The following is a 25731-nucleotide window of genomic DNA, read 5'->3' on the forward strand; positions in this document are numbered from 1 at the left end:
TTCCTTTTACCTGCGGGCTGTTAACTCTCAACGGACTGAATCGCATCGTTTAAATCATCGGGATTTAAATCGGCATGCAGGAAATCGCTGTCCTGCGGGAAGTCGATCAGCAGCTTTTCAACGGTGCCGAACGTGAGCACGCCGCTCTCAACCTGATAATCCAGAACGTGGCCGCCGCTGCTGCGTTCCTGATTAATAAAGTGTTCGTGATAGCCCGCCACATTGATGCCCTGCATATACGCCGGGGTCAGAAAACCAATCAGCACGCCCTGGCTGTGCTCGATGTGAAAGGTTGGCTGGGCCTCGATGGCTTCCAGCATCGGTTTATACGGGCGCTTTTGTTCCGGCACGGTGCGCGTCTCCACCCGGCTGAATTCACCGTCAATGCGCAGCGCACAGAAGGTGTTCTGGCTGGCCACGGCGCGGTCAATCACCGCGTGGATCTGCTCGCGGGTATGCGGTTTTTCAATCAGGTATTCATTCGTAGGATTAAAGAATGTCATCACCGCAAACGGGGTTTTTTGTTCGGGCAGGGCGCGTCGTGCGCTGCCGTCGCCACGCAACTGGAAGATATTGCTGTTAAAAGCAATCAGTTCTCCGTCGAGATGGTTAAAGGTGCCGAGGCCAAAATCGCCGTGTTCCAGCAGGTCGGCCATGGTGGTTTCGCCCTCGTAGACGCCGCTGAGCAGGGCACTCATCAGGGATGACTGGTACAACACGCGGTCGGGATGTCTCTGGGTAAACGCCGAGGCGGTGCGGGCGAGTTCGGCAACGCAGGAACAGGAATCAGAATGGGTTTTCATGCAGGAAGCTCCGGTCGAATGATTAACTTATCTGATTAAAGGTTGACGCGATTCAGCCAGAAGTTCCAATATGACGAGGTGTTCACTTTGAGACGTTTTTGATATGGAACTTCGTCATCTGCGCTATTTTGTCGCGGTAGCAGAGACGGGCCACTTCACCCGTGCTGCCGAACAACTGGGGATTTCCCAGCCTCCATTGAGCCAGCAAATCCAGCGGCTCGAACATGAAATCGGAACCCCTTTACTCAAGCGCCTGACCCGTGGCGTCGAACTGACCGAAGCCGGAAAAGTGCTCTACGACGACGCTCAGACGATCATCAAACTCACCGATGCCGCCCTTGAACGTACCCGTGCTGTGGCGCGCGGAATGAACGGGACATTGCGTATCGGCTTCGCCACATCCACGGCTTTTAACCCGCAGGTTTTTGCGCTGCTGCATCGGTTCCGGGATAAATATCCGGGCATCGTGCTTGAGCCGCAGGAAAAGGATATGGCGGGGCTGATGACTGCAATGGGCGAGGGCGCGCTGGACGCGGCGTTTATCCGCCTGCCTTGCGAACGCAGTAAAGACTTCAGTTTTAAGGTGATGGATATCGAAGAAATGATGGTGGCGCTGCCGAAAAAGCATCCGCTCAGCCAGGAGAAAGAGGTGCGTCTGGCGGCGCTGCGCCACGATACGCTGATCACTTTTCCGCGGGATTTATCGCCGGGGTTGTACGACGCGGTGACGCAGGCGTGTGAAGAGGCCGGTTTTACGCCGCGCTACGGGCAGCAATGTCCGCAAATTACGTCGTCGCTGAGTATGGTGGCAACAGGATTTGGTTATGCGCTGGTTCCGGCGTCGCTCAGTAAAATTGATGAGACTCACGTACGCTGTCTGCCCCTGGCAGGGCAGACATTAACCACGCAGATAGCGCTGGCCTGGCGACGTACGGATAACTGCAAGGCCGCGCTGCATCTGGTGGGATTACTCTAAATTACACCACGATAATCACAGAAACCCGGCGGTTCTGCGCGCGCCCGGCCTGTGTTTTATTACTGGCAACGGGCTGGCTCTGTCCTAATCCACGGGTATGGATGTTGGCGCGCGGCATTCCGGCATCGGCAAAGGCGGCGGCAACGGTATTGGCGCGGCGCAGCGACAGATCGTTGTTGTAGCTGGCGTCGCCGTAGTTATCGGTATGGCCGTCGAGGTTCACTTTGTTCAGGCCTACGTGCAAAAGTTCGCCCGCCAGCTTTTCCACCGACTGCTTACTTTCAGCGGAAAGTTTGTCCTGATTATTGCCAAACAGAACTTTGGCATCCAGACCCAGTTCCCAGCCGGCATCCGTTTGGGTGAAGCCATTTTTTTGCAGAACCGCGATTTGTTCCGGGGTTAATCCGGTCACCGGTTTGGCCTGGCAGGCCGCCAGGAAAATAATGCACATTGCCATTCCGGCATACCGGCACCAGGTTTTGAAACGATTGTTATTATGCATGTGTGTTAACTCCTTTTAGTCTTTCATCACGACAGGAAGCGGCATTCCTGAAGAAACATGCCAGCAACTGCCGGATATCTTTTTCGAGCGATACATCGCTTCGTCGGCTTTTTCGAGCAGTTCTTTCGCGCTGTTCGCCTGCGAAGGCGACAACGCAATACCGATACTCAGGGAAACATCCAGTGTCTTGTTATTGAGCAGGATCACCGGTGTTTTCATGATGTCGACAATCCGCTCGGCGAAGGCCACGGCTTCCGCCGTGGAAATCATCGGATCGAGCAGGATAGCAAACTCATCGCCCCCCAGACGCGCCAGCACATCGCCCTGACGCAGCGTTTTTGCCAGCCGTTCGCCGATCACCATCAGCACACGGTCCCCGGCGGCATGCCCCAGCGTGTCATTGATCTCTTTAAAGTTATCGACATCAATAAACAGCAGAGCCAGCGACAGAGGCGGACGCATCGGGTTGAAGCACTGATTTAGGGTATCAATAAAGAACGCGCGATTATGCAGACCCGTCAATCCATCGTGCAACGCTTTTTGCGTCAGCGAACTGTTTTCGTTGCGCATGTGGTTTTCCCAGGCTTCCAGCTCGGTCAGCAGGCTGTTGAAGTCCTGGCTCAGCGTATGCAGCTCGACAATCGGGGCAGAGGGTACGCGCAGATTGAAAGAGCGGTTAGCGCTCACTTCGTGCGTAACGTGCGTAATATGGCCCAGCGCATTGACAATCCCTTTCTGCATCCGGCGCGAAAAATACAGCGCGACCAGCGCCGTCAGCACCAGACAACCCAGCAGGCTAAGCACGGTTTCCAGCAGGAAACCAATCAGGCTGGTGCCGTTACCGGCGAGCCAGATGGTGCCAATGACGGAACCGGAGTGGATCACCTGCGTGGTAATCGGCTCCGGGAACGCGAGGTGCCCGACGAACTGGCCGAGCTTGTCCCAGTTAGTGTTAATCGGGCGCTGCCACTCCGTGAATGTCGCACCAGCAGGCGTCAGGATTTTTGCCTGCGTAAAATCACCGCGTTTGGCGATGAACTCCAGCGAGTCGTGTGCGGCCGCCGGATCGTTAAAGACCAGCGCCGCTTCCGTGGTGTAGCCAATCGCGCGCGCCGTCAGCTCGAGGTTGCTTTGGGCATGCGAACGCAAAGCGATCAGGGCCAGCAGGGTGAGTAAAAAGCCTGCCAGACCAATCGCCGTCACAATAACAATCACATGGATTCTGTTCAGGGCTGCGCTTAACGTCGTGCGCGGGCTCTGCTGTTCTGTGTCAGGAACAGGAATTTTATTTTCCATGGTCACTCCTTTTCCCTGGCAAGTTGTAATACGGCGGGATTAACCCGTACGCCGCTGCGGGACAGCGTATCCAGATTCAATTTAAAACCGGTGTGCTGAGCTGTAATCACCAGACAAAATGCGTTCAGTAATGCGCAGGCATCATCCTGCTCGCCAATGGTCAAAATCGAATGCCCTTCCAGGCGCTGGTGTAAATCTGTCTGTTGTGCGGCGGTTGTACTGCCGGAATAAATGGCGTTGCACTCCGACGTTAGCAGCGGGCTGTCTATCGGAAGGGTTAAAACCTTAAGGGATCTGCCGGAAAATGCGCTGCCGTCCGGCGTTAATTGCGCGGCATATTTTACCGGCGGAATGATGCACAGCGTCAGCGCCGAGGAGGTGGTGCCGTCAGGCCAGCGCGAATAGCTGAGAATGCCGTTGACCGTCTGCGCGACGGTGGCGTTCGTGGCCGCATCACCGGTTTCTGCCACACCGGGCGCCAGCGGAACGGCCAGAAGCAATGTCAGCAGCGCAAAGCCATACACAGCCTTCAAAAAACGGCGGGAATGAGTCTTCACTGACAGGCAAAAAAGAGTTCGGGCTTTTCCCATTGAGTCGCTCAGCGTTTTCTTCCGGTTGAAATTATTTCTCCGGAATAAGAATAACTTTATCGGCATGAGTTCTGAAAGCGTCAGTAAGAAATTTTTCAACTTGTTACGCCGCCTGCTTTGTTTCGAAATTTTTACACAAGGCAGGCAAATGGCGCTTCCTGAAGCAGGGGTAATGATTTGGGTGCGAAAGTTGTTTGTTTTTTAGTCAGTTCAGGACGGCCAGAAACGGCGATAAATAATACACTTTGCTGGCAATTCAACCGTTATTTAAATAATAGTCACGTGGATAACAAAATATGACAAAAAATAAATGTTATCGGAATCACTAATTGATGAATTTAAATTGCAGGAAATGTTAATGATTTTGAATTTAAAGGAATATCAGGCGGAAATATTTAGTTATTCGTGATCATGATCTCAAAGCCAGGTTGTTCCCCAGATTTTTATGCTGCTGATAGGTATCATGCCCGCATTAATGGTATGTTTTATCCGTCAGGGTGGTTTTTTTGATGACGGGTGCAGTAAAAAAACATCAACCATTCCTGGGGAAAACGGAATTATTTTTATAATTAGGTACTGAGGAATCATGGATAATACAACAATCGGGACGCTGTCTAAAAAATCGGTAAGTTCCTGGCGTAAAACTGACACCATGTGGATGTTAGGCCTCTACGGAACGGCAATTGGTGCAGGTGTTCTATTTCTTCCTATTAATGCAGGGATTGGCGGTTTAATTCCGTTAATCATCATGGCAATTCTTGCCTTCCCAATGACTTTCTTTGCTCACCGTGGATTAACACGCTTTGTATTATCCGGTAAGAATGCGGGCGAAGATATTACGGAAGTTGTTGAAGAGCATTTCGGTATTTCAGCCGGTAAGTTAATTACCCTGCTTTATTTCTTCGCGATTTATCCCATCCTTTTAGTTTACAGCGTGGCCATTACCAATACGGTTGAGAGTTTTATTACTCACCAGATGCACATGAATGCGCCACCGCGTGCGTTGCTGTCATTGGTTCTGATCCTCGGCTTAATGACGCTGGTACATTTCGGGCAGGAAATGATCGTGAAAGCGATGAGCATTCTGGTCTTCCCGTTTGTTGCCGTGCTGATGGCGCTGGCGCTGTACCTTATTCCTAACTGGAATACGTCGGTATTTGAAAACGTGTCTCTGTCCGGTAACGGTGTGGGTCATGGCATGTTGATGACGCTCTGGCTGGTCATTCCGGTGATGGTGTTCTCCTTCAACCATTCCCCGATCATCTCTTCTTTTGCTGTCGCAAAACGTAAAGAGTACGGCGAAGATGCTGAGAAAAAATGCTCCCGTATTCTGGCATTTAGCCACATTATGATGGTGCTGACGGTGATGTTCTTCGTCTTCAGCTGCGTCCTGAGTCTGTCTCCGGAAAACCTGATGGAAGCAAAAGCACAGAACGTTTCAATTCTGTCTTATTTAGCTAACCATTTCTCTAACCCGGTGATTGCTTATATCGCGCCATTTATTGCCTTTATTGCGATTACTAAATCTTTCCTCGGTCATTATCTGGGCGCGCGTGAAGGTTTTAACGGTATGGTGATTAAATCACTGCGCAGCAAAGGAAAAACAATTCCTCTGCCAGCGCTGAACCGTTATACCGGTATCTTCATGTTATTAACCACCTGGTTAGTCGCAACGCTGAACCCAAGTATTTTAGGAATGATTGAAACGCTGGGCGGCCCGATTATTGCGATGCTGTTATTCCTGATGCCGATGTATGCCATTCGCAAAGTACCCGCGATGAAAAAATACAGCGGTCATATCAGTAATGTGTTCGTGGTTATTATGGGGTTGATTGCCATGTCTGCCATTGTATTTAGTCTGATGGATTAATTCATTCAATCGTAATATCCGGTGAGCGGGTGTTATTCCGCTCACTGCTTCGGTTTTATCCACCGTCATCTTTATTTATTCCTTAATCCTATTCAGACATGGAGTCTATCGTGATCAGCGTCTTCGATATTTTCAAAATTGGTATTGGTCCTTCCAGTTCGCATACTGTCGGCCCGATGAAAGCCGGGAAAATATTCACTGATGAACTTATCTCTTCAGGCCATATTGACCAGACAACCCGCGTTGCTGTGGATGTTTACGGATCTTTATCTTTGACCGGTAAAGGTCATCATACTGATCTGGCTATCATTATGGGGCTGGCCGGCAACATGCCGGATGACGTTGATATCGATGCGATCCCCGGTTTTATACACCAGGTGGAAACTTCCGGTCGTCTGATGCTGGGTAAAGGAGCGAAAGAAGTGGATTTCCCGGCCGGTTCCGGCATGAATTTCCACACCAGCAATTTGCCCTTGCATGAAAATGGCATGTCCATCAGCGCTTTTAATGGCGATGAGCTGCTGTATACCCGGACCTACTATTCTATTGGCGGCGGTTTTATTGTCGAAGCCAGCAAATTTGGCGTACAGGACGAAAACCCTGTCGTGCGTCCGTACCCGTTCCGTTCGGCCAGCGATCTGCAAAAACATTGCACGGAAACCGGCCTGTCGTTGTCGGCGCTGATGCTGAAAAACGAACTGGCGGGGCATACCCGTAACGAAATCAGCGATCACTTTGCTGCCATCTGGAATGTGATGAGTGAAGGGATCACCCGCGGAATTCATACGGAAGGGTTATTGCCCGGTCCGATGAAAATCAACCGTCGTGCAGCGGCTCTGCGTCGCATTCTGGTCACGCAGGATAAAAATAACGTCGATCCGATGGGCGTCGTTGACTGGATCAACATGTACGCCATGGCGGTGAATGAAGAAAATGCTGCAGGTGGCCGTGTAGTGACTGCGCCGACCAACGGCGCGTGCGGGATTATTCCGGCCGTTCTGACGTATTACGATCAGTTTATCCGCCCGATCAGTCCCGATTCCTACAGCCGTTTCTTCCTCGCGTCGGGTGCCGTCGGCATTCTGTTCAAAATGAATGCGTCGATTTCCGGTGCTGAAGTCGGTTGTCAGGGCGAAGTCGGCGTGGCCTGTTCCATGGCGGCGGCGGGTCTGACCGAGCTTCTGGGTGGCAGCACCGCGCAGGTCTTTATGGCGGCAGAAATCGCGATGGAGCACCATCTCGGGCTGACCTGCGATCCGCTGGCCGGACAGGTTCAGGTGCCGTGCATTGAACGAAATGCGATTTCAGCGGTGAAAGCCGTTAACGCCTCGCGCATGGCGCTTCGCCGTACCAGTGAGCCGCGCGTTTGCCTCGATAAAGTCATCGAAACCATGTACGAAACCGGCAAAGACATGAACTCGAAGTATCGTGAAACGTCCACAGGTGGTCTGGCGATTAAAGTTTTAGCCTGTAATTAATCCTCTTTTTACCTCATTTCTGAAAAGGCGGGAAACCGCCTTTCCCGCTCCCTTCGCGCATTTTCCCTGTGTTATGTTTTTGGTTATCTATACTTTTTCATTACCTCTCCACACCTGGAAAACAGTTAAAAGGAAAAGCTCTGCATGTCTAAATTTTTTATGAATGACCGCAAGACTCTGATTAACGATGTGATCGAAGGGGTGATCCTGACCTCTCCCTACAAAAATCTGGCGAAGCTGGACATTGATCCTGCAATCCGCGTGGTCGTGCGGCGCGACTGGGATAAGAAAAAAGTCGCGCTGATTTCCGGTGGCGGTTCCGGACATGAACCGGCGCACGTCGGTTTTGTCGGTAAAGGGATGCTGACGGCGGCAGTGTGTGGCGAAGTATTTGCATCGCCGAGCGTTGACGCGGTGCTCAACGCCATTGTTGCGGTGACCGGGAAATCGGGCTGCCTGCTGATTGTCAAAAACTACACTGGCGACCGTCTCAACTTTGGCCTTGCGGCAGAAAAAGCCAAAGGCCTGGGATACAACGTCGAACTGGTGATGGTGTCTGATGACATTTCCCTGCCGGATAACAAACAGCCGCGTGGCATTGCGGGCACGGCGCTGGTTCACAAGATTGCCGGTTATGCGGCCGAACAGGGCAAATCCCTGAAAGAAGTGACCAAAATTGCCCAACAGGCTATTGATGCGACGGCCAGTATCGGCGTGGCGGCAGCCGGTTGTAACCTGCCCGGCGGCGGGGAAGATGAAGAAGAACAGCGCATTGAGTCCGGCCACGTTGAGCTGGGTTTGGGCATTCACGGCGAACCGGGCGTATCGACCATGAAAACCCAGAACAGCAAAAAAGTGATTGATACGCTGGTCGGAAAACTTCAGGAACATGTGAAGAAAAGCGACAAACTGGCCGTGCTGGTCAACAACCTCGGTGGCGTTTCGCCGCTGGAGATGAATCAGCTGACTAAAGAGCTGGTGCATTCCGCGCTCGGCGGTTCAATCCGTTATCTGATTGGCCCGGCGTCGCTGGTCAGCGCGCTGGATATGAAAGGTTTCTCACTCTCGGTGATTGCGCTCAAAGGCGGCATCGAAGAAGCATTGCTGGCAGAAGTTGAAGCGTCCGGCTGGCAGCCGCTGGTGAAACTGGAAAAACTGGCGACCAAAAAAGGTAAGAAGATCAGCGAGAAGAAAGTCGCGAAAGCCTCGTCTAATGCGGCGGTCGGCAAAATTGTCGAAACCATCACGCAGACGCTTTCTGACCTCGAAGATGAACTGAACAAGCTGGATGCCAAAGTCGGCGACGGCGATACCGGTTCAACGTTTGCCAGCGGTGCGCGGGATATTCAGAAACAGAACAAAGGAAAAAAACTGCCGCTGAACAATGTGGCCGATCTCCTCGGCGTCGTCGGCGATCGTCTGGCCGTCGTGATGGGCGGATCCAGCGGTGTACTGATGTCGATCTTCTTCACGGCGGCGGGCAAAAAGGTGGCGGAAGGCGAGAAGCTGCCGAAAGCGCTGCTGTTTGGCCTGGAGCGGATGAAACATTATGGCGGCGCCGATCTCGGCGATCGCACGATGATCGACGCGCTGCAACCTGCGCTGGAAGCATTAGGCAAAAAAGAGGCGCTGAAGGGCGCTGCCAAAGCTGCGGCCAAAGGTGCAAAAGACACCGCCAGCATGAAAAAAGCCAATGCAGGTCGTTCTTCATATCTCAACAGCAACAGCCTGAAAGGCGTGAAAGATCCGGGCGCGGTCGCCGTCGAAAAAGTGTTCGAGGCACTGGCGAAGAAATAACGTTGTCATTGCGTTGAGAAGTCATAAAAACAAAAGGCCTGCGGGGAAACCAGCAGGCCTTTTTTATAGGGTCTTTTAGGTATCCCTTATCAAAATAAACTCGACTAATTTTATGACGAAATGCTTCGACAGGGACGGCAACCGTAAAATTCATTATCAGTCGCTTTGCGCAATGGATCATGCGGATTATAAGCAGACAGCTACGAGCAATTGTTCTCACTCATGCGGGTGCTGCGTCAGAGCAAAAGTGATCCTTTAGAGTTGTATCGCCGGAGGGTATTTAACATCGTCGCCCGAAATCATGATGACCACACAAAGAACTTCGGTTTTTTTTGAATGAAGATTTTCAATGGAAACTTGCTCCGGCTTTTGACATGGCTTACAGCTACAAACCGGGTTCGCCAGGGGTGAATTCCCATCAGTTATCGCTGAATGGCAAGCGTGATCATTTTACCCGTCAGGATCTCCTGATCCCCGCAGGCCTTATTTCGTACACAAAAACAAAAACTGATCTAAATCAAATCTGAGTGATTTGCCCGCCCGTCGAAATTTTAGCCCCCGTATAATTTGCGGCCAATTATTTGCCGTCGAACGAAGAACCTCCTATGCCAATCAGCCTGATCCAGCCCGATCGCACATTGTTTTCTTACCCGCGCTACTGGGCCGAATGCTACGGTACAGCGCCGTTTTTCCCGATGACACGGGCAGAAATGGATGAACTTGGCTGGGACAGTTGCGATGTGATCGTGGTGACCGGCGATGCGTATGTCGATCACCCGAGTTTCGGGATGGCGATCATCGGCCGCATGCTGGAAGCGCAGGGGTTCCGCGTGGGGATCATCGCGCAGCCGGACTGGACCAATAAAGACGATTTTATGCGGCTCGGGAAGCCGAACCTGTTTTACGGCGTGACCGCCGGAAATATGGATTCGATGATCAACCGTTACACCGCTGACCGGAAATTGCGCCATGACGATGCTTACACGCCGGGCAATGTCGGCGGCAAACGCCCCGATCGCGCAACGCTGGTGTACACGCAGCGCTGCAAAGAAGCCTACAGCGATGTGCCGGTTTTACTCGGCGGTATTGAAGCCAGTTTGCGGCGTATCGCGCATTACGATTACTGGTCCGATACCGTGCGCCGTTCGGTGCTGGTGGATTCCAAAGCTGACATGCTGATTTATGGCAACGGCGAGCGACCTCTGGTGGAAGTGGCGCACCGACTGGCGGCGGGCGAATCGATTGCAGATATTCACGACGTGCGAAATACCGCCGTGATGCGCAAAACTGCGCTGATTGGCTGGAGCGGGGTGGATTCCACGCGGCTCGATAAGCCCGGTAAAATTGAGCCGATCATGAACCCGTACGGCGAGGATTTACCCTGCTCCGAAGGGGAACTTCCTGCGCCGGATGCGCCGCAGCCGATTACCGTTCGTGCGCCAAAGCCGAAGCCGTGGGAGAAAACCTACGTTCTGCTGCCGTCGTTCGAAAAAGTGAAGGGCGACAAAGTGCTGTACGCCCATACCTCGCGTATTTTGCACCACGAAACTAACCCGGGTTGTGCGCGGGCGCTGATGCAAAAACACGGCGATCGCTATGTGTGGATTAATCCTCCGGCGATCCCGCTGTCCACGGAAGAAATGGACGAAGTGTTTGGCCTGCCTTTCCAGCGCGTGCCGCATCCTTCTTACGGCAAATCCACGATCCCGGCGTATGACATGATCCGTTTTTCGATCAACATCATGCGTGGTTGCTACGGCGGTTGCGCGTTTTGCTCGATCACTGAACATGAAGGGCGGATCATTCAGAGCCGTTCGGAAGAGTCGATCGTGCGCGAAATCGAAGAGATCCGCGACAGCGTGCCCGGCTTTACCGGCGTGATTTCCGATCTTGGTGGCCCGACGGCAAACATGTATATGCTGCGCTGCCAGTCGCCAAAAGCGGAACAAAGCTGCCGACGCGCATCCTGCGTTTATCCTGAAATCTGTACGCACATGGACACCAACCATGAGCCGACCATCAATCTATACCGCCGCACGCGCAGCCTGAAAGGCATCAAGAAAATCCTGATTGCGTCCGGCGTGCGTTATGACTTGGCGGTGGAAGATCCGCGTTATATCAAAGAGCTGGCCGAACATCACGTCGGCGGTTATCTGAAAATTGCGCCGGAGCACACCGAAACCGGGCCGTTGTCGAAAATGATGAAACCGGGAATGGGCAGTTATTACCGGTTCAAAGAGCTGTTCGACAGCTATTCCAAACAGGCCGGAAAAGAGCAGTATCTGATCCCTTATTTCATCTCTGCCCACCCGGGGACGCGAACGGAAGATATGATCAATCTGGCGCTGTGGCTTAAGAAGAACCGCTTCCGGCTGGATCAGGTGCAGAACTTCTATCCGTCACCGCTCGCCAGCGCGACCACCATGTATTACAGCGGCAAAAATCCGCTCGGGAAAGTGGATTACAAAAGTGAGGACGTGGTGGTGCCGAAAGGCGATCGTCAGCGTCGCTTGCATAAAGCGTTGCTGCGTTATCACGATCCGGTGAACTGGCCGGTGATCCGCGAAGCGCTGACGGCGATGGGTATGCGCCGCCTGATCGGCATCCGCCCGGATTGCCTGGTGCCTCCGGACGGCTTTGATCCGAAATTTACGCCATCACGTTCCGGGAAAGACAAACCGGCCGCGACGCGTTTCACCGGATCCAAAGCGCAAAATCCGGCGACCGGAAAAGGTAAATCCACCGAATTCCGTGCAGGGAAAAAACCGGCGGCGGCCAGACCGGCTCAGGGGAAAAACGGTCAGTCTGCCGCGCAGGGAAAAAGCGGGGAACAGCGGGTTAATCGAGGTAAAAGACCGGCTTAAGATCGCTGCTGATCGGGCTGTTATCGGCATTGGCAGGCATCACGTCTGCCATATGCTTCCACCATTGCTGGCAGATTTCCGTCTTCGCCACGGCGTTCCATCTTTCTACTGATTCAATCTCCACATACCCGAACAGCAGGTTACGTTTTTCATCGAGAAAAATGCTGTAGTGGTGCGCGCCGTGTGCTTTCAGGATCTCCGCCAGTTCCGGCCAGATCGGTGTATGCCGCCGCTGATATTCCGCATGCGCATTCGGGTTGACCTGCATAACGAAGGATTTACGGATCATTCGAATTCTCCTGGTTTGGTTTTCTCACTCCCCTGCGAAGGGGGAGGAGAAAAGAAGTCACATCGCTTTCATGTAAAGCTCGCGCACTTCTTCGCGCGTAGCGGTTCCCGGGTTGCACGGCGCGCAAGGGTCAGCCAGCGCTTTGTCGAGCCAGCCTTCAATGTCGGCTTCGACTATGCCTAATGCTCTGAATCCTGATGGAATTCCCACTCTCGCCGACAAATCACGGATCGCTTTAATCGCCGCAATGCTGGCCTGCGTTTCGCTGATGCCCTGCGTATTCACGCCCATGGCGCGTGCGATATCGGCAAAACGATGCGGGGCGTAAGCACGGTTAAATTCTTCCACAACCGGCAGCAGAATGGCATTACAGACGCCGTGCGGCAGGTTGTGCGTCGCGCCCGGCTGATGCGCCAGCGCATGCACTAATCCCAGCCCGGCGCTGTTAAACGCCATCCCGGCCAGATATTGTCCCTGCGCCATTTTCTCGCGCGCTTCAATATTGTCGCCATGATCCACCGCTTCTGGCAGCCAACGGGTAATGGTCGAGATCGCCGCCAGCGCCGTCGGATCGGTCAGCGGATGCGCGCCGACAGAAACATAGGCTTCGATGGCGTGCGTCAGGGCGTCCATACCGGTGGCTGCGGTAACATCTGCGGGGATCTTCAGCATAATCGACGGATCGTCCACCGCGATATCCGGGATCAGATTCGCATCGATAATGACTTCTTTTACCTGACGCTGGCTGTCGATGATCACCGCATTACTGGTCAGTTCCGCAGCGGTACCGGCCGTGGTGTTGACCGCCACCAGAAATACGCCCGGTTTCGTCACTTTGCCGACGCCGGAATAAATCGTCACCGGCCCCGGATTGGCTGTCAGAATTTTGATGCCTTTTGCGGTATCAATCGGGCTGCCGCCGCCGAAACCAATCAGATAATCGCAATGATTTTCCTGATACTGACGGAAACCTTCGTCTACGTGTGCGGAAGTCGGATTAGGCACCACGCCGCCGTATAACGCATACGGCAGTCCGGCGGCTTTCAGTGCGGAGAACAGGCCATCGAGCAGACCTAACTCGACCAGCTGACCGTCAGTGACGATCAGCGCTTTGCCCGGTTGATTTGTCGCCAGCATCGCAACCATATCGCTGATCGCGCCCTGGCCGTGGAGGCTGATTTTTGGAAGAGCAAGCATGAAACTCATAAAATTCCCTCTCATATTTTATTTAAAATCAATATTCTGACCGCGCGGCTCCTGATCTGCGCCGGTCCCGGCGACAGGAAACTTTCCGTCGTTCCTGTGCCGGGTTTTTAATAAGTGGGAGCCTTAATGGCCGGTTCAGGCTTTTAAAGCGGCCTCAAAAGGTGTGACGTCAAAACGTTTAGCCAGCGCAATCAGCTCGTCGGTTTGGATCGTCTGTTTCATCCCACCCATTGAAATCACTTTCACCAGTATTTCCGCCGATTTTTCCGCGGTGTCGATCAGACCAAAGGCGTCATCAAGCGTCGGGCCGCAGCCGAAGATCCCGTGGAAGGCCCACAGCACCAGGCTGTGATGTTGCATCCGGTCGGAAGTGGCTGCGCCGATGCCGTCGGTGCCCGGGACCATCCACGGCACAATGCCCACGCCGTCGGGGAAGACCACCAGACATTCGGTGCTGCATTCCCACAGCTTGCGGGTGATTTTCGCGCTGTCGGGTTCGAGCACATAGGTTAGCGCAATCAGGTTGGTGGCGTGGCAGTGCATGATCACGCGATCCTGCCCGTTTGTGACGCGTTTACGCACAGCGTGTGATTGCAGATGGGATGCCAGTTCTGACGTCGGCAGGCCGCCCGCGGTCAGGCCCCAGAGGATTTTGTAGCTGGCGCCTTTGTCATCGAGCTGAATAACGGTCAGCGCTTCGGCAGGGGCGAGCTGCACATTGCGGAAGAATTTACCTGAGCCGGTCACGATGAAGTATTCGTTAGCCAGATCCGGCGCGTGCTGGGTCAGTTCAACCTGACGCGGCTGGGCGTAAAAATCATTTTTGTACGGTGCCACGTCTTCCGGTAGCAGACGCATACTGACGTTGCCGCCGTTGCGCTCGTCCCAGCCTTTCAGCCACATATCGGTGGTCGCTTTGACCATGCCCTGTACAAACCACGCGCTAAATAATGTTTTCATCAGTTCTTTCCTGCGAATAAGGTGAATGCTTTTCAGCCATAAATTCTTCGATAATCAGCGTTTTGCCAGCACGCTGGTTTCGTAATGACGAACGGTATCCAGCCACTGAGCGCCGACCGGCACGTCGTGACGCTGGCAATACATGTCCCAGACGGCCTGCCACGGCAGCGATTTTTGTTCTTCCAGCAGGGCCAGGCGGCCGGTGTAATCGCCTTCGACTTCCAGTTTTTTCAGCAGGTCGGTCGGTTCCAGCAGCGCTTTCAGCAAGGCTTTTTTCATGTTGCGGGTGCCAATAACCCAGGCGGCGATGCGGTTGATGGAAGCGTCGAAGAAATCCAGCCCGATATGCACGCGGTTGAACAGGTTATGGCGCACGATTTCGCTGGCGATGGCCTGCGTTTCGTCATCCAGCAGCACGACGTGGTCGCTGTCCCAGCGCACCGGACGGCTGACGTGCAGCAGCAGGCGCGGCACATACAACATGGCGGCCGAGATTTTGTCGGAGATCACTTCGGTCGGATGGAAATGCCCGGCATCGAGGCACAGCGCGGTGCCGCGGCTGGCGGCGTAGCCCAGATAGAATTCGTTGGAGCCGACGGTGTAGCTTTCAGAGCCGATGCCGAAAAGTTTGCTTTCGACGGCGTCGATGTGTTCGGTGATATCAAACTTCTCGGCAATTACTTCGTCGAGCGCACTCATCAGGCGCTGGCGCGGTGCCAGACGATCCACGGTGACATCTTTCATGCCGTCCGGAACCCAGATATTCATGACGGAAGGCGTGCCCAGCGCGCGGCCAAAGGAGGCGGAAACGCGACGGCTGGCCTGACAATGTTCAATCCAGAACTGGCGGATTTCCGGATTGGCGCTGGAGAGCGTGAAGCCGTCCGCGCTCATCGGATGCGAAAAACAGGACGGGTTAAAGTCCAGACCCAATTTGTTTTTCTTCGCCCAGTCGACCCAGCCGGTGAAATGCTTCGGTTCGATTTCATTGCGCGGAACCGGATTATCGGATTCCAGATAAATAGCATGCAGATTCAGGCGATTAGGGCCGGGGATCATTGAGATCGCCAGTTCTAAATCCGCCCGCAGCTGTTGTGCATTCCGCGCTTTGCCGGGGTAATTGCCGGTCGCCTGAATACCGCCGGTCAGCCCGCCTTCCGGATTTTCAAAACCCGCGACGTCATCCCCCTGCCAGCAATGAATGGAAACCGGCAGGGAATCGAGTTGTTTGATTGCAGCTTCGGCATCAATGCCCAGCTGGGCAAAACGTTCTTTGGCTAGCGTCCATGCGTGATCGATAGATGAAGTCATACTGCGAGCTCCTCATTGGCGTGACAGAGCGCCTGAAAACGGCGCCAGTGAATTGGGAAATCCTCGTGAATACGGGGGAGGTAATGGCGTTGTTCGAAATTCGTGGCGACAATGCGACGAAATTCAGCGGCATCTTTTACGGCATCAAGGGCCATCAGCTGGCAGCCGATATTGCCAAGCGTGGAGGCTTCAACCGGCCCGGCGCTGACGTTTACCTGACAGGTGTCTGCGCAAAGCTGGTTCAGGAACTGGTTCTGGCTGCCACCGCCGACAATGTGAATGTCGCGAAGCGGCTCGCCTTGCAGCTTCGCCAGCTGAACGGCCACCTGCCGGTACAACATGGCAAGACTGTCGAAAATACAGCGCGCCAGTTCAGCCGGTGAGACCGGAACCGGTTCTCCCGCCTGCCCGCAGGCTTCGCGGATGGCATCGACCATTGACGGCGGATTGATAAAGCGGTCTTCGTTCGGGTTAATCAGATAGGTGAACGGCGGGACGTTTTTGGCCAGCGTAATTAATGAAGGCAGGTCCTGAATATTCAGTTCGCGGCAGACGCGCTGGAACAGCCATAACCCCATAATATTGCTCAGTACGCGGTAGCTGCCGTTGATGCCGCCTTCATTAGTGACATTGTCGTGCATCGCGCCGACGTGATTGAACGCTTTCGGGCTTTCGATGCCCATCAGCGACCAGGTGCCGGAACTGATATAGGCGCTGTGCGTGCCGGTGAGCGGCGCGGCCACGACTGCGCTGGCGGTGTCATGCGTGGCGACACTGAAAACGGGTACGCTGCGGCCGCGCGGGCTGTGCCACAGGCCGGGAGAATGGCCGGGCTGGCTCGGTTTTGTCAGCCATTGACGCGGTACGCCTGCCAGTTTCAGCAGATCTTCATCCCAGTCGCCGGTGGAAATATTCAGCATCTGCGTGGTGCTGGCGTTGGTGTATTCCTGATTCAGCTTGCCGGTAAGACGGTAAAGGAAATAATCCGGGATCATCAGCAGATGCGCGGCTTTTTCTACGACCTCAGGATGCTGTTCGCTCAGTGCACGCAACTGATAGAGCGTATTAAACGGCATAAACTGGATGCCAGTTTTTTGGTAAATCGCTTCGCGGCTCAGCTGTTGCTCCATCCGCGCCATGACGCCTTCGGTGCGGTTGTCGCGGTAGGAAACGGGCAACCCTACACGCTGGCCGTATTCGTCGATCAGGACATAATCCACGCCCCAGGTATCAATGCCGATACCGTCGAGCTGAATGCCCGACGCATCCAGGCGGTTCAGCCCCTCGAGAATGTGCTTTTCAAGCGCATCAAGATCCCAGGTTTCGTGACCATCTACGTGCATCAGGTTATTGGGAAAACGGTGAATTTCTTTCAGCGTCAGCGTTGCTGCCGGGTCTGCATCGTGGCGGGTAAACGTCGCCAGCATTACCCGGCCGCTGGAAGCGCCGAGGTCAATAGCGGCAAGATGGTGAGTTCTCATAGCGGCCATTCCTTATTGAATATGCGGCCAGTGTAGGGGAGGCGTTGCAGGGTCACCTTCCGGTGATTGCCATCGGTTTTGACGGGATGGCAGCATTAAAAAGGTAGATGCGAGGCAGATCACAGATCAGCCGAAAGCTGGCGCTGGCGAGGTTTTGCAAACGGGGATGCGGGCGGGGCGGGCGACTGTGATCTTCGCCGCAGATCTGTTGCGTGAAGGGGTGAATCTTAAAAATCTGACCGTTTATGACGTTTTTCACGCCGCCGTTTGAAGGCAAGAACGGCACGCGCAGGGTAGGGTGGTTTTCCGAAGCATCATGATTTCCTGAACCGGAGGCGATAAATGACGTTACTGAAGGGTGATGATTATTTTGCGGCACCTGAGCTGACTGTGACGGTTGAGCGGCGTCTACCGCAAGACGTTTTCCCGGAGCATTACCACGATTTCCACGAGATTATGCTGGTGGAAAGCGGATCGGGCGTGCACATCTTTAATGACAATCCGTATACCCTGACCGCCGGAACGGTGTGTTTTGTCCGCGCCAGCGATCATCATTTGTTTGAAAACGTGGATAACCTGCGGCTGACCAATGTGCTTTTCCGTTCGCCAAAAGCGTTTCGCTTTATTCAGGATGTCGGCCATTTTCTGCCACAGGAGCATCACTATCAGTCGCAGATCCACTGGCAGCTCAGCCCGTGCGTGTTGCATCAGGTTCTGAACTGTATCGCGCAGCTGGAAGCGCTGCCCGCCAGTGTAGAAATGGAACACATCGCCACGCGCGAAAGCCTGTTTTTACAGTTGCTGATCCTGCTTTATCAGGACTGTTTTCAGCCACAATTGCGAGATACCTCGGAAAACAAGGTTAACCAACTTTTGCAATGGCTCCAGTCACATTACAGTGAGGACGTTAACTGGACCGAGGCCGCCGAACGTTTTTCGCTGGCGCTGCGCACGCTGCACCGGCAGATGAAGCATTACACCGGCATGACGCCGCAGCGGTATCTCAACCGCCTGCGCCTGCTGGAAGCCCGCCGTCGTTTACATCACAGCGATCAGAGCATTACGGATATCGCTTATGCCTGCGGGTTCAGTGACAGTAACCATTTCTCGACGCAGTTCCGTCGGGAATTTTCGGTGTCGCCAAAACTCATGCGTGATCAGCTACGTTAAGCGGTGCCTCTCGTGCGCTCAGGTTTTTGCCTGAGCCGCCTCGTTTATCTTGCCGTCAAACGGGTATGGGATTGCTGCTATGTCTTTAAGACTCAATAAAAATGACCTCTTTCTGACCGGGATGAACTCGGTGGTGGTAGAAGAGCGCCATCCGCAGGCGGATTTTCCCACCCATGACCACGATTTCGATGAACTGGTGATCGTCTGGCGTGGCAACGGCATGCATATCTGGAACGATATTCCCTATCCCATTACCTGCGGCGACCTGTTTTACATCAACGCCAGAGACCGGCACAGCTATGAATCGGCCAATGAACTGGCGCTCGATAATGTGCTGTTTTGCCGCGAACGTTTCCGGCTGGAAGCCGACTGGGCGCAATTATTGCCGGGAGAAAATGCCAGCCAGGAACAGCGTTACTGGCGGCTGAGCACGCTCGGGATGTCCGTTTTGCGCGATAAAGTGGATGAGCTGGCGAAGGAGTGTATGAAATCCGAGCCGCTGTCTGTTCAGCTGAGCGAAGCGTTGCTGATGCAGCTGGCGCTGCTCTTGCTACGCTTCCGGCACCGGCCAGACAGCGGTGTGTTGCCCGACGCACATCAGCTGGATTTATTGCTTATGGCGCTGCGGGCAGGCATTGCCGAACCGTTCCATCTGGAGACGTTTTGTCAGCAACATCAGTTGAATCCCCGCAGCCTGCGCGCGTTATTCAAGCAACACACCGGGCTAAGCGTGATGAACTATTTGCGCCAGCTCAGGTTGTGCCGGGCAATGAGTTTGCTGCGTTATGGCAACAAGGCGATCGGTGACGTGGCCGCCGAATGCGGCTTTGACGACAGTAATTATTTTTCCGTGGTGTTCAACCGTGCGTACGGTGTTTCGCCGAGGGATTACCGGCAGCGGTTTATTGCTCAGGCCAAAAAGACGCCGCCGCAGCCTTTTTCGCTGATTGCGGCGGATTGATAACGGCAAAGCACGCTCTGCCGCCAGGGTTTACGGTGGAAAAATCAGAGTGCCATTCCCAGCCCGACGATATTGGCAGCCAGAATAATCACCAGCGCACCTAGGCAGAGAATGCGAACCGGTTTTCTGCCGACGCGGGCCCATTCTTTCAGAACAAGACCGATGATTCCGCCACACAGCACGTAGAAACTCATGTGCAACATCCAGCTCATGTAGTCGTATTCGATGGGAATGCTCGCGTGTCCCCAGGCGTAAAAGAAGAATTGCAGATACCACATGGTGCCGCCCAGGATGGAGAACAGGATATTGGCCACCAGCAGGGATTTCGCCACGGACATGTCTGCCCTGAATGAAAGGTTTTTTCGTGTCGCAAGACGGATGATGCAAAAACCGAGGTTGACGAGAGCGCCGCCGCCCATGATCACTACATAACTTGGGAGGGCAACGTAGAGCGGGTCGATGCCCAGTGCGCGTGCTGCGTCGTGCATCGGCACCGCTGCACTCATCGCAAACGACATCCCGGCGGAGAAAATCCCGCACATCACCGCCAGAATCAGCCCTTTTTTCAGGTTAAATTCTTCCGCCTGAATCCCCAGCGCTTTCTCTTTCAGATAACCCGCATAACTGACAATCGCCACGCCAATCACCGCCACCAGCACGCCGAGCAACGTTAACCGGCCACCGGCGGTACCGAACAGCATACCGATTTTGCCTTGCAGGACCGGGGTCATCAGCGTGCCGATAATCAGGGTGATCCCGATGGCGATGCCGATCCCCAGCGACATCCCGAGATAGCGCATCGTGAGGCCGTAGTTGATGTTCCCGATGCCCCACATCGCGCCGAACAGGAAAACCGGCAGCAGGGTGGCAAAGCTGAACGAGCCGTAATACGCCCAGAAATCGGGCAGAAGTACGTAGCTCAACGCCCACGGTAAAATAATCCAGGAAAAGAAACCGCCCAGCGACCACATGGTCTCCCAGGACCAGCTTTTCACTTGCTTGAAAGGTGCATAGAAGCAGGCTGCGCTGGCCGCTCCTATCAGATGCCAGATAATCCCTAAAACTATCGAACTGTTCATACACCGGACCTTTTGTTATGTAGAGAAACAGAGTGGTAATGAGGTGAATAAGCCTGCCGTAACACGCTGATCCGTCAGAAGTCAGTACGGCGGGTGGGCAACAGTGTAAGAAGTGTTCGATCAGGGAGCCTTCCGGTCAGTGCCACGGGAAAATAGCCTCTGGCACTCGCCGGAAGGTGGGCGTGAGAGAGTTCACAAATTTTGAAACAGGCTAAATAATGGCGTTAAAACAATAAAGTAGACGGGTTTTGTAACATAAAACCTGGCGGGAAAAAGCAATATTCTGTGGGGGCGATGAGAAAACAACGTCGGGATTAGGATTATTTTTATACATCTTATTTTTGTGGGGATTTACAAAATGAAAGGGTTATTTAAGCAGGGCGTTCAGTCAGGCGGGTAACAGGGTTTTGTAACATTCAATAAGGTAAACAAGCTGTTTAACTTTCAGCCTGAACCATTAATCAGGCCGAAAGTTGAATGATTATGCAGTGATAATGAATGAGCGCACTTTATTATCGAACAGGGCGGCAGCATCATTACCGCTGGCAAAAATAATAACAATGAGCGCGCTGTTATCAATGCTACTTTCCGGCAATTATCAGGCTAATTTTTCTTCAGCGATTTCGTGGCGCTCATTATTCTCTTCCCATGCATAAAATATTTTATTACGCCCGCTATTTTTGGCTTTATACAGTGAGGCGTCAGCGTTGCCCAAGGCACTAATAAAATCGCCCTCTTCCAGCGCAGCTAACCCGGCGCTGACGGTAACGTGAGTCGAGACCTGTGCGTTAAACAAATGCGGGATATTCAGGCCCAGAACCTTATTCTGAATGCGTTCTGCCATCCGGATTGCGTGTTCCTGCTTCACGTTCGACATCAGCACCAGAAACTCTTCTCCGCCATAACGAACGACCACATCCCGCGAACGTACGGCGTCACGAATGGCGGCAGAAACGCGCACCAGCGCCTGATCGCCCATGCTGTGGCCGTAATTGTCGTTGTAGGCTTTGAAGTGATCGATATCGAGCAGCATCACGTAATGGCCGGAAGCCTGATTAAAGAGGGTTTCCAGCTTGTTCTGCAAACCACGGCGGTTGTACAGGCCGGTGAGCGGATCCAGCATACTGAGATCGCTGAACTTTTCCCTTTCGCTGTAGAGATTCGACACCATGCGGCGGGTGAATTCGTCGCTACGTTTGAGCATCAGGTGATGCAGCCACAAACCAATCAGTGGCAACATAACGGTGAACAGGATATGCCCGATGTGCTGAAAGTCATCCAGGAAGATGACGCAAAGAGTGGAAGGTACTGCATGCAGGCAAAAAGCCAGAAAATTATCTGACAAAGCGATGGCGCTGATAAAGAATATACTGAGTAAGCTGATCACCAGATAATTTTTATCTGTTTGCCCGACTTCCTCAAAACGTAATGCTATTTGCCAGGCCCATAACAGACCGACAATCACAGAACACATATTCAGATGTGAAGAGTAATTTTTCTTACTGAAAAAAGAAAATATTAACCCGCCACAACAAAGTGCAAAAATCAGTATCAGCGGGAAGGGGGTCGCCGCTGCATTGTCGGGGGGATAAACCATCGAAAATAGCGCCGTGGCACTATTTAAAAAAAAGAATAGGAGCATCGCCAGCCGATGTTTGCTTCTCAGCAGTTCATCATAGGAATGAGATATCATCAAATTTACTCTATTTAGCGTCTGTTGTTCTGAATAGATAAAGATTCTTATCGCCCTATACCGCGTGCTTATTCCATTAAGACAAGTTCCATGCAGGCAGGCTAATGGTTTTAATAGGTAATTATTAGAATTCTATAAATATAGTTTTTTCAGTGACTATTATAAAAAATTTAATTAGCCGGGTTTCACTAATTTGGTTTAACACCTTTAAAATTAGCACTTTTGTACGCAGGTGTCACCCAAACGGAGTATAAGACCGCAAATAACTGCGCAGACTTTACCTTAAAGGCGGGCGTGCTGGCAGACGGGCGTTGTGTCGTCTGATTTATTGCGGGGGGTGTATGGTAAATGAGAAAAAATCCTATATGATATTGGTTCTCATTATCAGCATTTGGAGCAGGGTTATGATACCGGCAATTGTCATGGCATGTGGGATCTGGGCGGTTGTGTGGATGCTGGGTAAACGTCTGACCAGTGGCTGGGGGGTATTGCTGCCTTGCGCGCTGATGCCGTTGCTGGCGCTGGCACATATGACGTTGGACCAGCTGCGCGTTCTGGTCGTGGTCGCGATGCTGGTGACGCTGGGCATGCTGTTCCACCGGACGCTGCGCCATTATCTGCTGCTGCCCTCATTTATGGCGCTGGCAGGCGGACTGGCGGCAGTGACGTTGAATTTTAGTTTGTGATGAAAACAGGAATACGAAGATGAGAAACAGGAAAAACAGTAAAGCGAAGGGGATTTTTTACTTTCTAAAATCGAAGGAGTTAATACAGGAAGGCAAAACCGAAGAACAGAATCATGTGGTGCGAAGAGAGGGACTTGAACCCTCACGTCCGTAAGAACACTAACACCTGAAGCTAGCGCGTCTACCAATTCCGCCACCTTCGCACAGATGAATTCTGCTGACTGCTGATTTATATCACCGGAGTGGTGCGAAGGGAGGGACTCGAACCCTCACATCCGAAGGACACTAACACCTGAAGCTAGCGCGTCTACCAATTCCGCCACCATCGCGTACCGTGCCGTGCAATATAAATCTTGTGATTGTTTTGGTGCGAAGGGAGGGACTCGAACCCTCACATCCAAAGGACACTAACACCTGAAGCTAGCGCGTCTACCAATTCCGCCACCATCGCGAACCAATTGATTACTGTGTTGACGCATTCATCGGAATGTCATCAGCAAGTAACACAACCACGGGGGCGAATTCTAGAGATTTTCCCACAGGCGTCAACTGTTATTTCCCCCATTTCGGATGGTTGATGTAAAAAACAACATATTCAAGGTGAATGGGTCAATCTGTCAGAACGAAGCCAGGTTAATTGATGGTTTAATCAGCAATTTTTCTATTAATGACCGACGACGCCACTCACGCATCCGGCTGTGAAAAGAGCGTAATCAGCCAGTCGAGAAACACGCGAATACGTGGCGCGAGAAAGCGTCCCGGCGGATACATGATGTAAAGTGGCATCGGCGGCGGCGTTAAGGCTGACAGGACTTCCACCAGTTCTCCCCGTTCCAGTTCCTGCGCAATCGCCAGTCTTGAAACCTGAACCAGACCAAAACCGGCTTTTGCCGCTGCAACGTACGCATCTGCGCCGCTGACGGTCAGCGTACGGCGTAACTGAATTTTTTCGACCGTGCCATCAGTGACAAATTCCAGATGCGATTCCGGCTGCTGATGTGCGAAAAAGTAGCCAATGGCCTGATGCGTGGCGAGATCTGCACGCGTTTGCGGGGTGCCAAATTTCGCGAAATACGCCGGAGACGCGCAGGTGATTTGTTCGAGATTGGCCAGATGCCGCGATTGCAGATTTTCATCTTCAGACGGCCACGCACGAATCACGCAATCCACGCCCTGATCGAGCAGATTGACGGAGTTGTCATTGGCGCTGACGCTCAGGGTGATATGTGGATAATGTTCATAAAATGCCTGCAACGCCGGAATCACCATCACGCGCGCCAGCGAATGCGGCATGTCGATTCTGACTGTTCCGGCGGGCTGGTTTCTATGATGCGCAAACAGGGTATCGGCTTCTTCAAGCGCTGACAGTAATTGCAGGCAGCGCTGGTAATAAATCTTGCCTTCATCGGTGATTTTAACCTGACGCGTTGTGCGCAAAAACAGCCGGACGCCCAGCCGCTGTTCAAGCCGTTTCAGCGTCGTGCTGACCGTTGCGCGCGGTAAATCAAGGTCTTCCGCCGCGCGGCTAAAACTCTCCAGCTCGGCGATACGGATGAAAATTTTCATTGCCTGTATCTGATCCATTTTTCTTCTCCGCAGGCGCTCAGGATTGTTTGCGATTGATGAACAGTGTTGCACGTTTTGGATGATTTATCTTATCCGCAATAACAACCACACTTCTTCCTGTTACTTACTCTTCATGTCACGAGGGAATCTCAATGAAACAACGTCAGCTTGGAAAAATGGGTCCGATGGTGTCCGCGCTCGGTTTGGGTTGCATGGGCATGAGCGATTTCTACACCACCGGTCAGGATGAAAAAGAGTCGATAGCGACGCTGGAACGTGCGCTGGAACTGGGCGTCACGATGTTTGATACCGCCGACGTGTACGGCCCGCATACCAATGAAGAACTGCTGGGACGTTTTCTGAAAGGGCGTCGCGATAAAGTTTTCCTGGCCACCAAATTCGGCATAGTGCGTGACCTCGCGAACCCGCACGCACGCGCCACCAACGGACATCCGGATTATGTCCGTCAATCCGTTGAAGGCAGCCTGAAGCGTCTGGGGACGGATGTTATCGATCTCTATTATCAGCATCGCCCTGATCCTTCCGTACCCGTTGAGGAAACCATGGGCGCGCTGGCGGATCTGGTTCAGGAAGGGAAAATCCGTTACATCGGGCTGAGTGAAGTGTCTGTCAGCCTGCTGGAGCGTGCGCACAAAGTGCATCCGGTTACCGCGCTGCAAACGGAATATTCGCTGTGGTCGCGGGATGTAGAAGCGGAGATTTTGCCGGCGTGCGAACGCCTTGGTATTGGTTTTGTGCCCTACAGCCCGCTGGGACGCGGTTTTCTGACCGGACAAATCCGTTCAATGGACGATCTTGAGCCCGACGATTACCGTCGCTTCAGCCCGCGTTTCGAAGGTGAAAACTTTGCGAAGAATCTGCAGCTGGCGGAAAAAATCGGTGAACTGGCGCAGGAAAAAGGGGTGAAACCGTCGCAGCTGGCGCTGGCGTGGGTGTTATCGCGTAGCGATAATCTGGTGCCAATCCCTGGCACCAAACGTCGTCATTATCTTGAGGAAAACATCGCCGCGCTTGATGTCTCCCTGAGTGAAGCCGAAATCGCGGCGATCGAAGCAGTGTTTCCTTTCCACGTTGCGGCGGGTGACCGTTACAACGTAGAAATGATGCGCATCCTCAGCGAGCACTAAAACGA

Annotated in this window: 22 protein-coding genes and 3 tRNA genes; 10 read left to right on the forward strand and 15 right to left on the reverse strand. The window is 53.1% G+C overall.

The window, feature by feature from the left end:
• Positions 1 to 20: 20 nt before the first annotated feature.
• The gene (gene budA, locus GW579_RS10055) at positions 21 to 803 is read right to left on the reverse strand and encodes an acetolactate decarboxylase (RefSeq protein ID WP_165058910.1); all 783 of its coding nucleotides are present in this window, start codon (positions 801 to 803) and stop codon (positions 21 to 23) included.
• Positions 804 to 906: 103 nt separating this feature from the next.
• On the opposite strand from budA, the gene GW579_RS10060 reads away from it, so the two are divergent.
• Positions 907 to 1779 carry a LysR family transcriptional regulator gene (locus GW579_RS10060; RefSeq protein ID WP_165058912.1) on the forward strand — a complete coding sequence of 291 codons (873 nt, stop codon included), beginning with the start codon at positions 907 to 909 and terminating at the stop codon, positions 1777 to 1779.
• A 1-nt stretch (position 1780) separates the two neighbouring features.
• On the opposite strand, the gene yfiB is transcribed toward GW579_RS10060, so the two are convergent.
• The 3 genes from yfiB to yfiR are packed head-to-tail and all read right to left on the reverse strand — an operon-like array spanning position 1781 to position 4101.
• The gene (gene yfiB, locus GW579_RS10065; RefSeq protein ID WP_152325231.1) at positions 1781 to 2281 is read right to left on the reverse strand and encodes an outer membrane lipoprotein YfiB; all 501 of its coding nucleotides are present in this window, start codon (positions 2279 to 2281) and stop codon (positions 1781 to 1783) included.
• A gap of 15 nt (positions 2282 to 2296) precedes the next feature.
• Positions 2297 to 3577 carry a diguanylate cyclase DgcN/YfiN gene (dgcN, locus tag GW579_RS10070; protein ID WP_152325230.1) on the reverse strand — a complete coding sequence of 427 codons (1281 nt, stop codon included), beginning with the start codon at positions 3575 to 3577 and terminating at the stop codon, positions 2297 to 2299.
• 2 nt (positions 3578 to 3579) lie between these two features.
• The gene (yfiR, locus tag GW579_RS10075) at positions 3580 to 4101 is read right to left on the reverse strand and encodes a regulatory sequestration protein YfiR (protein ID WP_259229635.1); all 522 of its coding nucleotides are present in this window, start codon (positions 4099 to 4101) and stop codon (positions 3580 to 3582) included.
• Between the two features lie 652 nt (positions 4102 to 4753).
• On the opposite strand from yfiR, the gene GW579_RS10080 reads away from it, so the two are divergent.
• From GW579_RS10080 to GW579_RS10100, 5 genes are all read left to right on the forward strand, one after another.
• Positions 4754 to 6037 (forward strand): HAAAP family serine/threonine permease, encoded by a 1284-nt coding sequence (locus tag GW579_RS10080; RefSeq protein ID WP_165058913.1) that lies wholly within the window; start codon positions 4754 to 4756, stop codon positions 6035 to 6037.
• Positions 6038 to 6147: 110 nt separating this feature from the next.
• The gene (locus tag GW579_RS10085) at positions 6148 to 7515 is read left to right on the forward strand and encodes an L-serine ammonia-lyase (RefSeq protein WP_165058915.1); all 1368 of its coding nucleotides are present in this window, start codon (positions 6148 to 6150) and stop codon (positions 7513 to 7515) included.
• 144 nt (positions 7516 to 7659) lie between these two features.
• Positions 7660 to 9312 (forward strand): dihydroxyacetone kinase subunit DhaK, encoded by a 1653-nt coding sequence (locus tag GW579_RS10090; RefSeq protein WP_165058917.1) that lies wholly within the window; start codon positions 7660 to 7662, stop codon positions 9310 to 9312.
• 210 nt (positions 9313 to 9522) lie between these two features.
• On the forward strand, positions 9523 to 9648 hold the full coding sequence (locus tag GW579_RS23815) for a HipA domain-containing protein (protein WP_420821540.1): 126 nt from the start codon (positions 9523 to 9525) through the stop codon (positions 9646 to 9648).
• Between the two features lie 269 nt (positions 9649 to 9917).
• Positions 9918 to 12176 (forward strand): YgiQ family radical SAM protein, encoded by a 2259-nt coding sequence (locus GW579_RS10100; RefSeq protein WP_165058919.1) that lies wholly within the window; start codon positions 9918 to 9920, stop codon positions 12174 to 12176.
• Here GW579_RS10100 and rhaM read toward each other — a convergent pair.
• The 5 genes from rhaM to rhaB form a co-directional block, all read right to left on the reverse strand.
• Positions 12151 to 12465 carry an L-rhamnose mutarotase gene (rhaM, locus tag GW579_RS10105; protein ID WP_165058921.1) on the reverse strand — a complete coding sequence of 105 codons (315 nt, stop codon included), beginning with the start codon at positions 12463 to 12465 and terminating at the stop codon, positions 12151 to 12153. The two genes, GW579_RS10100 and rhaM, sit on opposite strands and share 26 nt — an antisense overlap.
• A 57-nt stretch (positions 12466 to 12522) precedes the next feature.
• Complete coding sequence (gene fucO, locus GW579_RS10110) at positions 12523 to 13671, reverse strand: lactaldehyde reductase (RefSeq protein ID WP_165058923.1); 1149 nt, start codon at positions 13669 to 13671, stop codon at positions 12523 to 12525.
• A gap of 135 nt (positions 13672 to 13806) precedes the next feature.
• On the reverse strand, positions 13807 to 14631 hold the full coding sequence (rhaD, locus tag GW579_RS10115; protein ID WP_165058925.1) for a rhamnulose-1-phosphate aldolase: 825 nt from the start codon (positions 14629 to 14631) through the stop codon (positions 13807 to 13809).
• Positions 14632 to 14685: 54 nt separating this feature from the next.
• Positions 14686 to 15942, reverse strand: a complete 1257-nt coding sequence (locus GW579_RS10120; RefSeq protein WP_152325222.1) for an L-rhamnose isomerase — start codon at positions 15940 to 15942, stop codon at positions 14686 to 14688.
• Positions 15939 to 17423, reverse strand: a complete 1485-nt coding sequence (rhaB, locus tag GW579_RS10125) for a rhamnulokinase (RefSeq protein ID WP_165058927.1) — start codon at positions 17421 to 17423, stop codon at positions 15939 to 15941. Before rhaB ends, GW579_RS10120 begins: the two co-directional genes overlap by 4 nt.
• 342 nt (positions 17424 to 17765) lie before the next feature.
• On the opposite strand from rhaB, the gene rhaS reads away from it, so the two are divergent.
• Entirely contained in the window at positions 17766 to 18593 is an 828-nt protein-coding gene (rhaS, locus tag GW579_RS10130; protein ID WP_152325220.1) for an HTH-type transcriptional activator RhaS, read from the forward strand.
• Positions 18594 to 18672: 79 nt separating this feature from the next.
• Entirely contained in the window at positions 18673 to 19554 is an 882-nt protein-coding gene (gene rhaR / locus GW579_RS10135) for an HTH-type transcriptional activator RhaR (RefSeq protein WP_152325219.1), read from the forward strand.
• A gap of 44 nt (positions 19555 to 19598) precedes the next feature.
• Here rhaR and rhaT read toward each other — a convergent pair whose 3' ends face one another.
• Entirely contained in the window at positions 19599 to 20633 is a 1035-nt protein-coding gene (gene rhaT / locus GW579_RS10140) for an L-rhamnose/proton symporter RhaT (protein WP_165058929.1), read from the reverse strand.
• Between the two features lie 598 nt (positions 20634 to 21231).
• A complete protein-coding gene (locus tag GW579_RS10145; protein WP_165058931.1) occupies positions 21232 to 22326 on the reverse strand; it encodes a GGDEF domain-containing protein in 1095 nt (364 codons plus the stop codon).
• A 404-nt stretch (positions 22327 to 22730) separates the two neighbouring features.
• On the opposite strand from GW579_RS10145, the gene GW579_RS10150 reads away from it, so the two are divergent.
• Positions 22731 to 23012, forward strand: a complete 282-nt coding sequence (locus tag GW579_RS10150) for a DUF1435 domain-containing protein (protein ID WP_165058933.1) — start codon at positions 22731 to 22733, stop codon at positions 23010 to 23012.
• 116 nt (positions 23013 to 23128) lie between these two features.
• Here GW579_RS10150 and GW579_RS10155 read toward each other — a convergent pair.
• The 4 genes from GW579_RS10155 to GW579_RS10170 all read right to left on the reverse strand — a co-directional run bounded on the left by GW579_RS10155 (position 23129) and on the right by GW579_RS10170 (position 24596).
• Positions 23129 to 23215, reverse strand: a tRNA-Leu gene (locus GW579_RS10155).
• A 40-nt stretch (positions 23216 to 23255) separates the two neighbouring features.
• Positions 23256 to 23341: transfer RNA gene (locus GW579_RS10160), tRNA-Leu, on the reverse strand.
• Positions 23342 to 23377: 36 nt separating this feature from the next.
• Positions 23378 to 23463, reverse strand: a tRNA-Leu gene (locus GW579_RS10165).
• 233 nt (positions 23464 to 23696) lie between these two features.
• On the reverse strand, positions 23697 to 24596 hold the full coding sequence (locus GW579_RS10170; protein WP_165058935.1) for a LysR family transcriptional regulator: 900 nt from the start codon (positions 24594 to 24596) through the stop codon (positions 23697 to 23699).
• A 134-nt stretch (positions 24597 to 24730) separates the two neighbouring features.
• Between GW579_RS10170 and GW579_RS10175 the strand changes: the two genes are divergently transcribed.
• On the forward strand, positions 24731 to 25726 hold the full coding sequence (locus tag GW579_RS10175; protein WP_165058937.1) for an aldo/keto reductase: 996 nt from the start codon (positions 24731 to 24733) through the stop codon (positions 25724 to 25726).
• The last annotated feature ends 5 nt before the right edge of the window (positions 25727 to 25731 follow it).

Origin of the sequence: Rahnella contaminans (genome assembly GCF_011065485.1) — a bacterium.
In the GTDB taxonomy this organism is placed as follows: Bacteria; Pseudomonadota; Gammaproteobacteria; order Enterobacterales; family Enterobacteriaceae; genus Rahnella; species Rahnella contaminans.

Coding starts and splice junctions, on each gene's coding strand:
- rhaD (WP_165058925.1), bottom strand. CDS start 14,631: ATGAAAACATTATTTAGCGCGTGGTTTGTACAGGGCATGGTCAAAGCG.
- yfiB (WP_152325231.1), bottom strand. CDS start 2,281: ATGCATAATAACAATCGTTTCAAAACCTGGTGCCGGTATGCCGGAATG.
- GW579_RS10090 (WP_165058917.1), top strand. CDS start 7,660: ATGTCTAAATTTTTTATGAATGACCGCAAGACTCTGATTAACGATGTG.
- rhaB (WP_165058927.1), bottom strand. CDS start 17,423: ATGAGAACTCACCATCTTGCCGCTATTGACCTCGGCGCTTCCAGCGGC.
- GW579_RS10170 (WP_165058935.1), bottom strand. CDS start 24,596: ATGGATCAGATACAGGCAATGAAAATTTTCATCCGTATCGCCGAGCTG.
- GW579_RS10060 (WP_165058912.1), top strand. CDS start 907: ATGGAACTTCGTCATCTGCGCTATTTTGTCGCGGTAGCAGAGACGGGC.
- budA (WP_165058910.1), bottom strand. CDS start 803: ATGAAAACCCATTCTGATTCCTGTTCCTGCGTTGCCGAACTCGCCCGC.
- rhaS (WP_152325220.1), top strand. CDS start 17,766: ATGACGTTACTGAAGGGTGATGATTATTTTGCGGCACCTGAGCTGACT.
- GW579_RS10080 (WP_165058913.1), top strand. CDS start 4,754: ATGGATAATACAACAATCGGGACGCTGTCTAAAAAATCGGTAAGTTCC.
- GW579_RS10100 (WP_165058919.1), top strand. CDS start 9,918: ATGCCAATCAGCCTGATCCAGCCCGATCGCACATTGTTTTCTTACCCG.
- GW579_RS10145 (WP_165058931.1), bottom strand. CDS start 22,326: ATGATATCTCATTCCTATGATGAACTGCTGAGAAGCAAACATCGGCTG.
- GW579_RS10120 (WP_152325222.1), bottom strand. CDS start 15,942: ATGACTTCATCTATCGATCACGCATGGACGCTAGCCAAAGAACGTTTT.
- rhaT (WP_165058929.1), bottom strand. CDS start 20,633: ATGAACAGTTCGATAGTTTTAGGGATTATCTGGCATCTGATAGGAGCG.
- rhaM (WP_165058921.1), bottom strand. CDS start 12,465: ATGATCCGTAAATCCTTCGTTATGCAGGTCAACCCGAATGCGCATGCG.
- fucO (WP_165058923.1), bottom strand. CDS start 13,671: ATGAGTTTCATGCTTGCTCTTCCAAAAATCAGCCTCCACGGCCAGGGC.
- GW579_RS10150 (WP_165058933.1), top strand. CDS start 22,731: ATGATACCGGCAATTGTCATGGCATGTGGGATCTGGGCGGTTGTGTGG.
- dgcN (WP_152325230.1), bottom strand. CDS start 3,577: ATGGAAAATAAAATTCCTGTTCCTGACACAGAACAGCAGAGCCCGCGC.
- rhaR (WP_152325219.1), top strand. CDS start 18,673: ATGTCTTTAAGACTCAATAAAAATGACCTCTTTCTGACCGGGATGAAC.
- GW579_RS10175 (WP_165058937.1), top strand. CDS start 24,731: ATGAAACAACGTCAGCTTGGAAAAATGGGTCCGATGGTGTCCGCGCTC.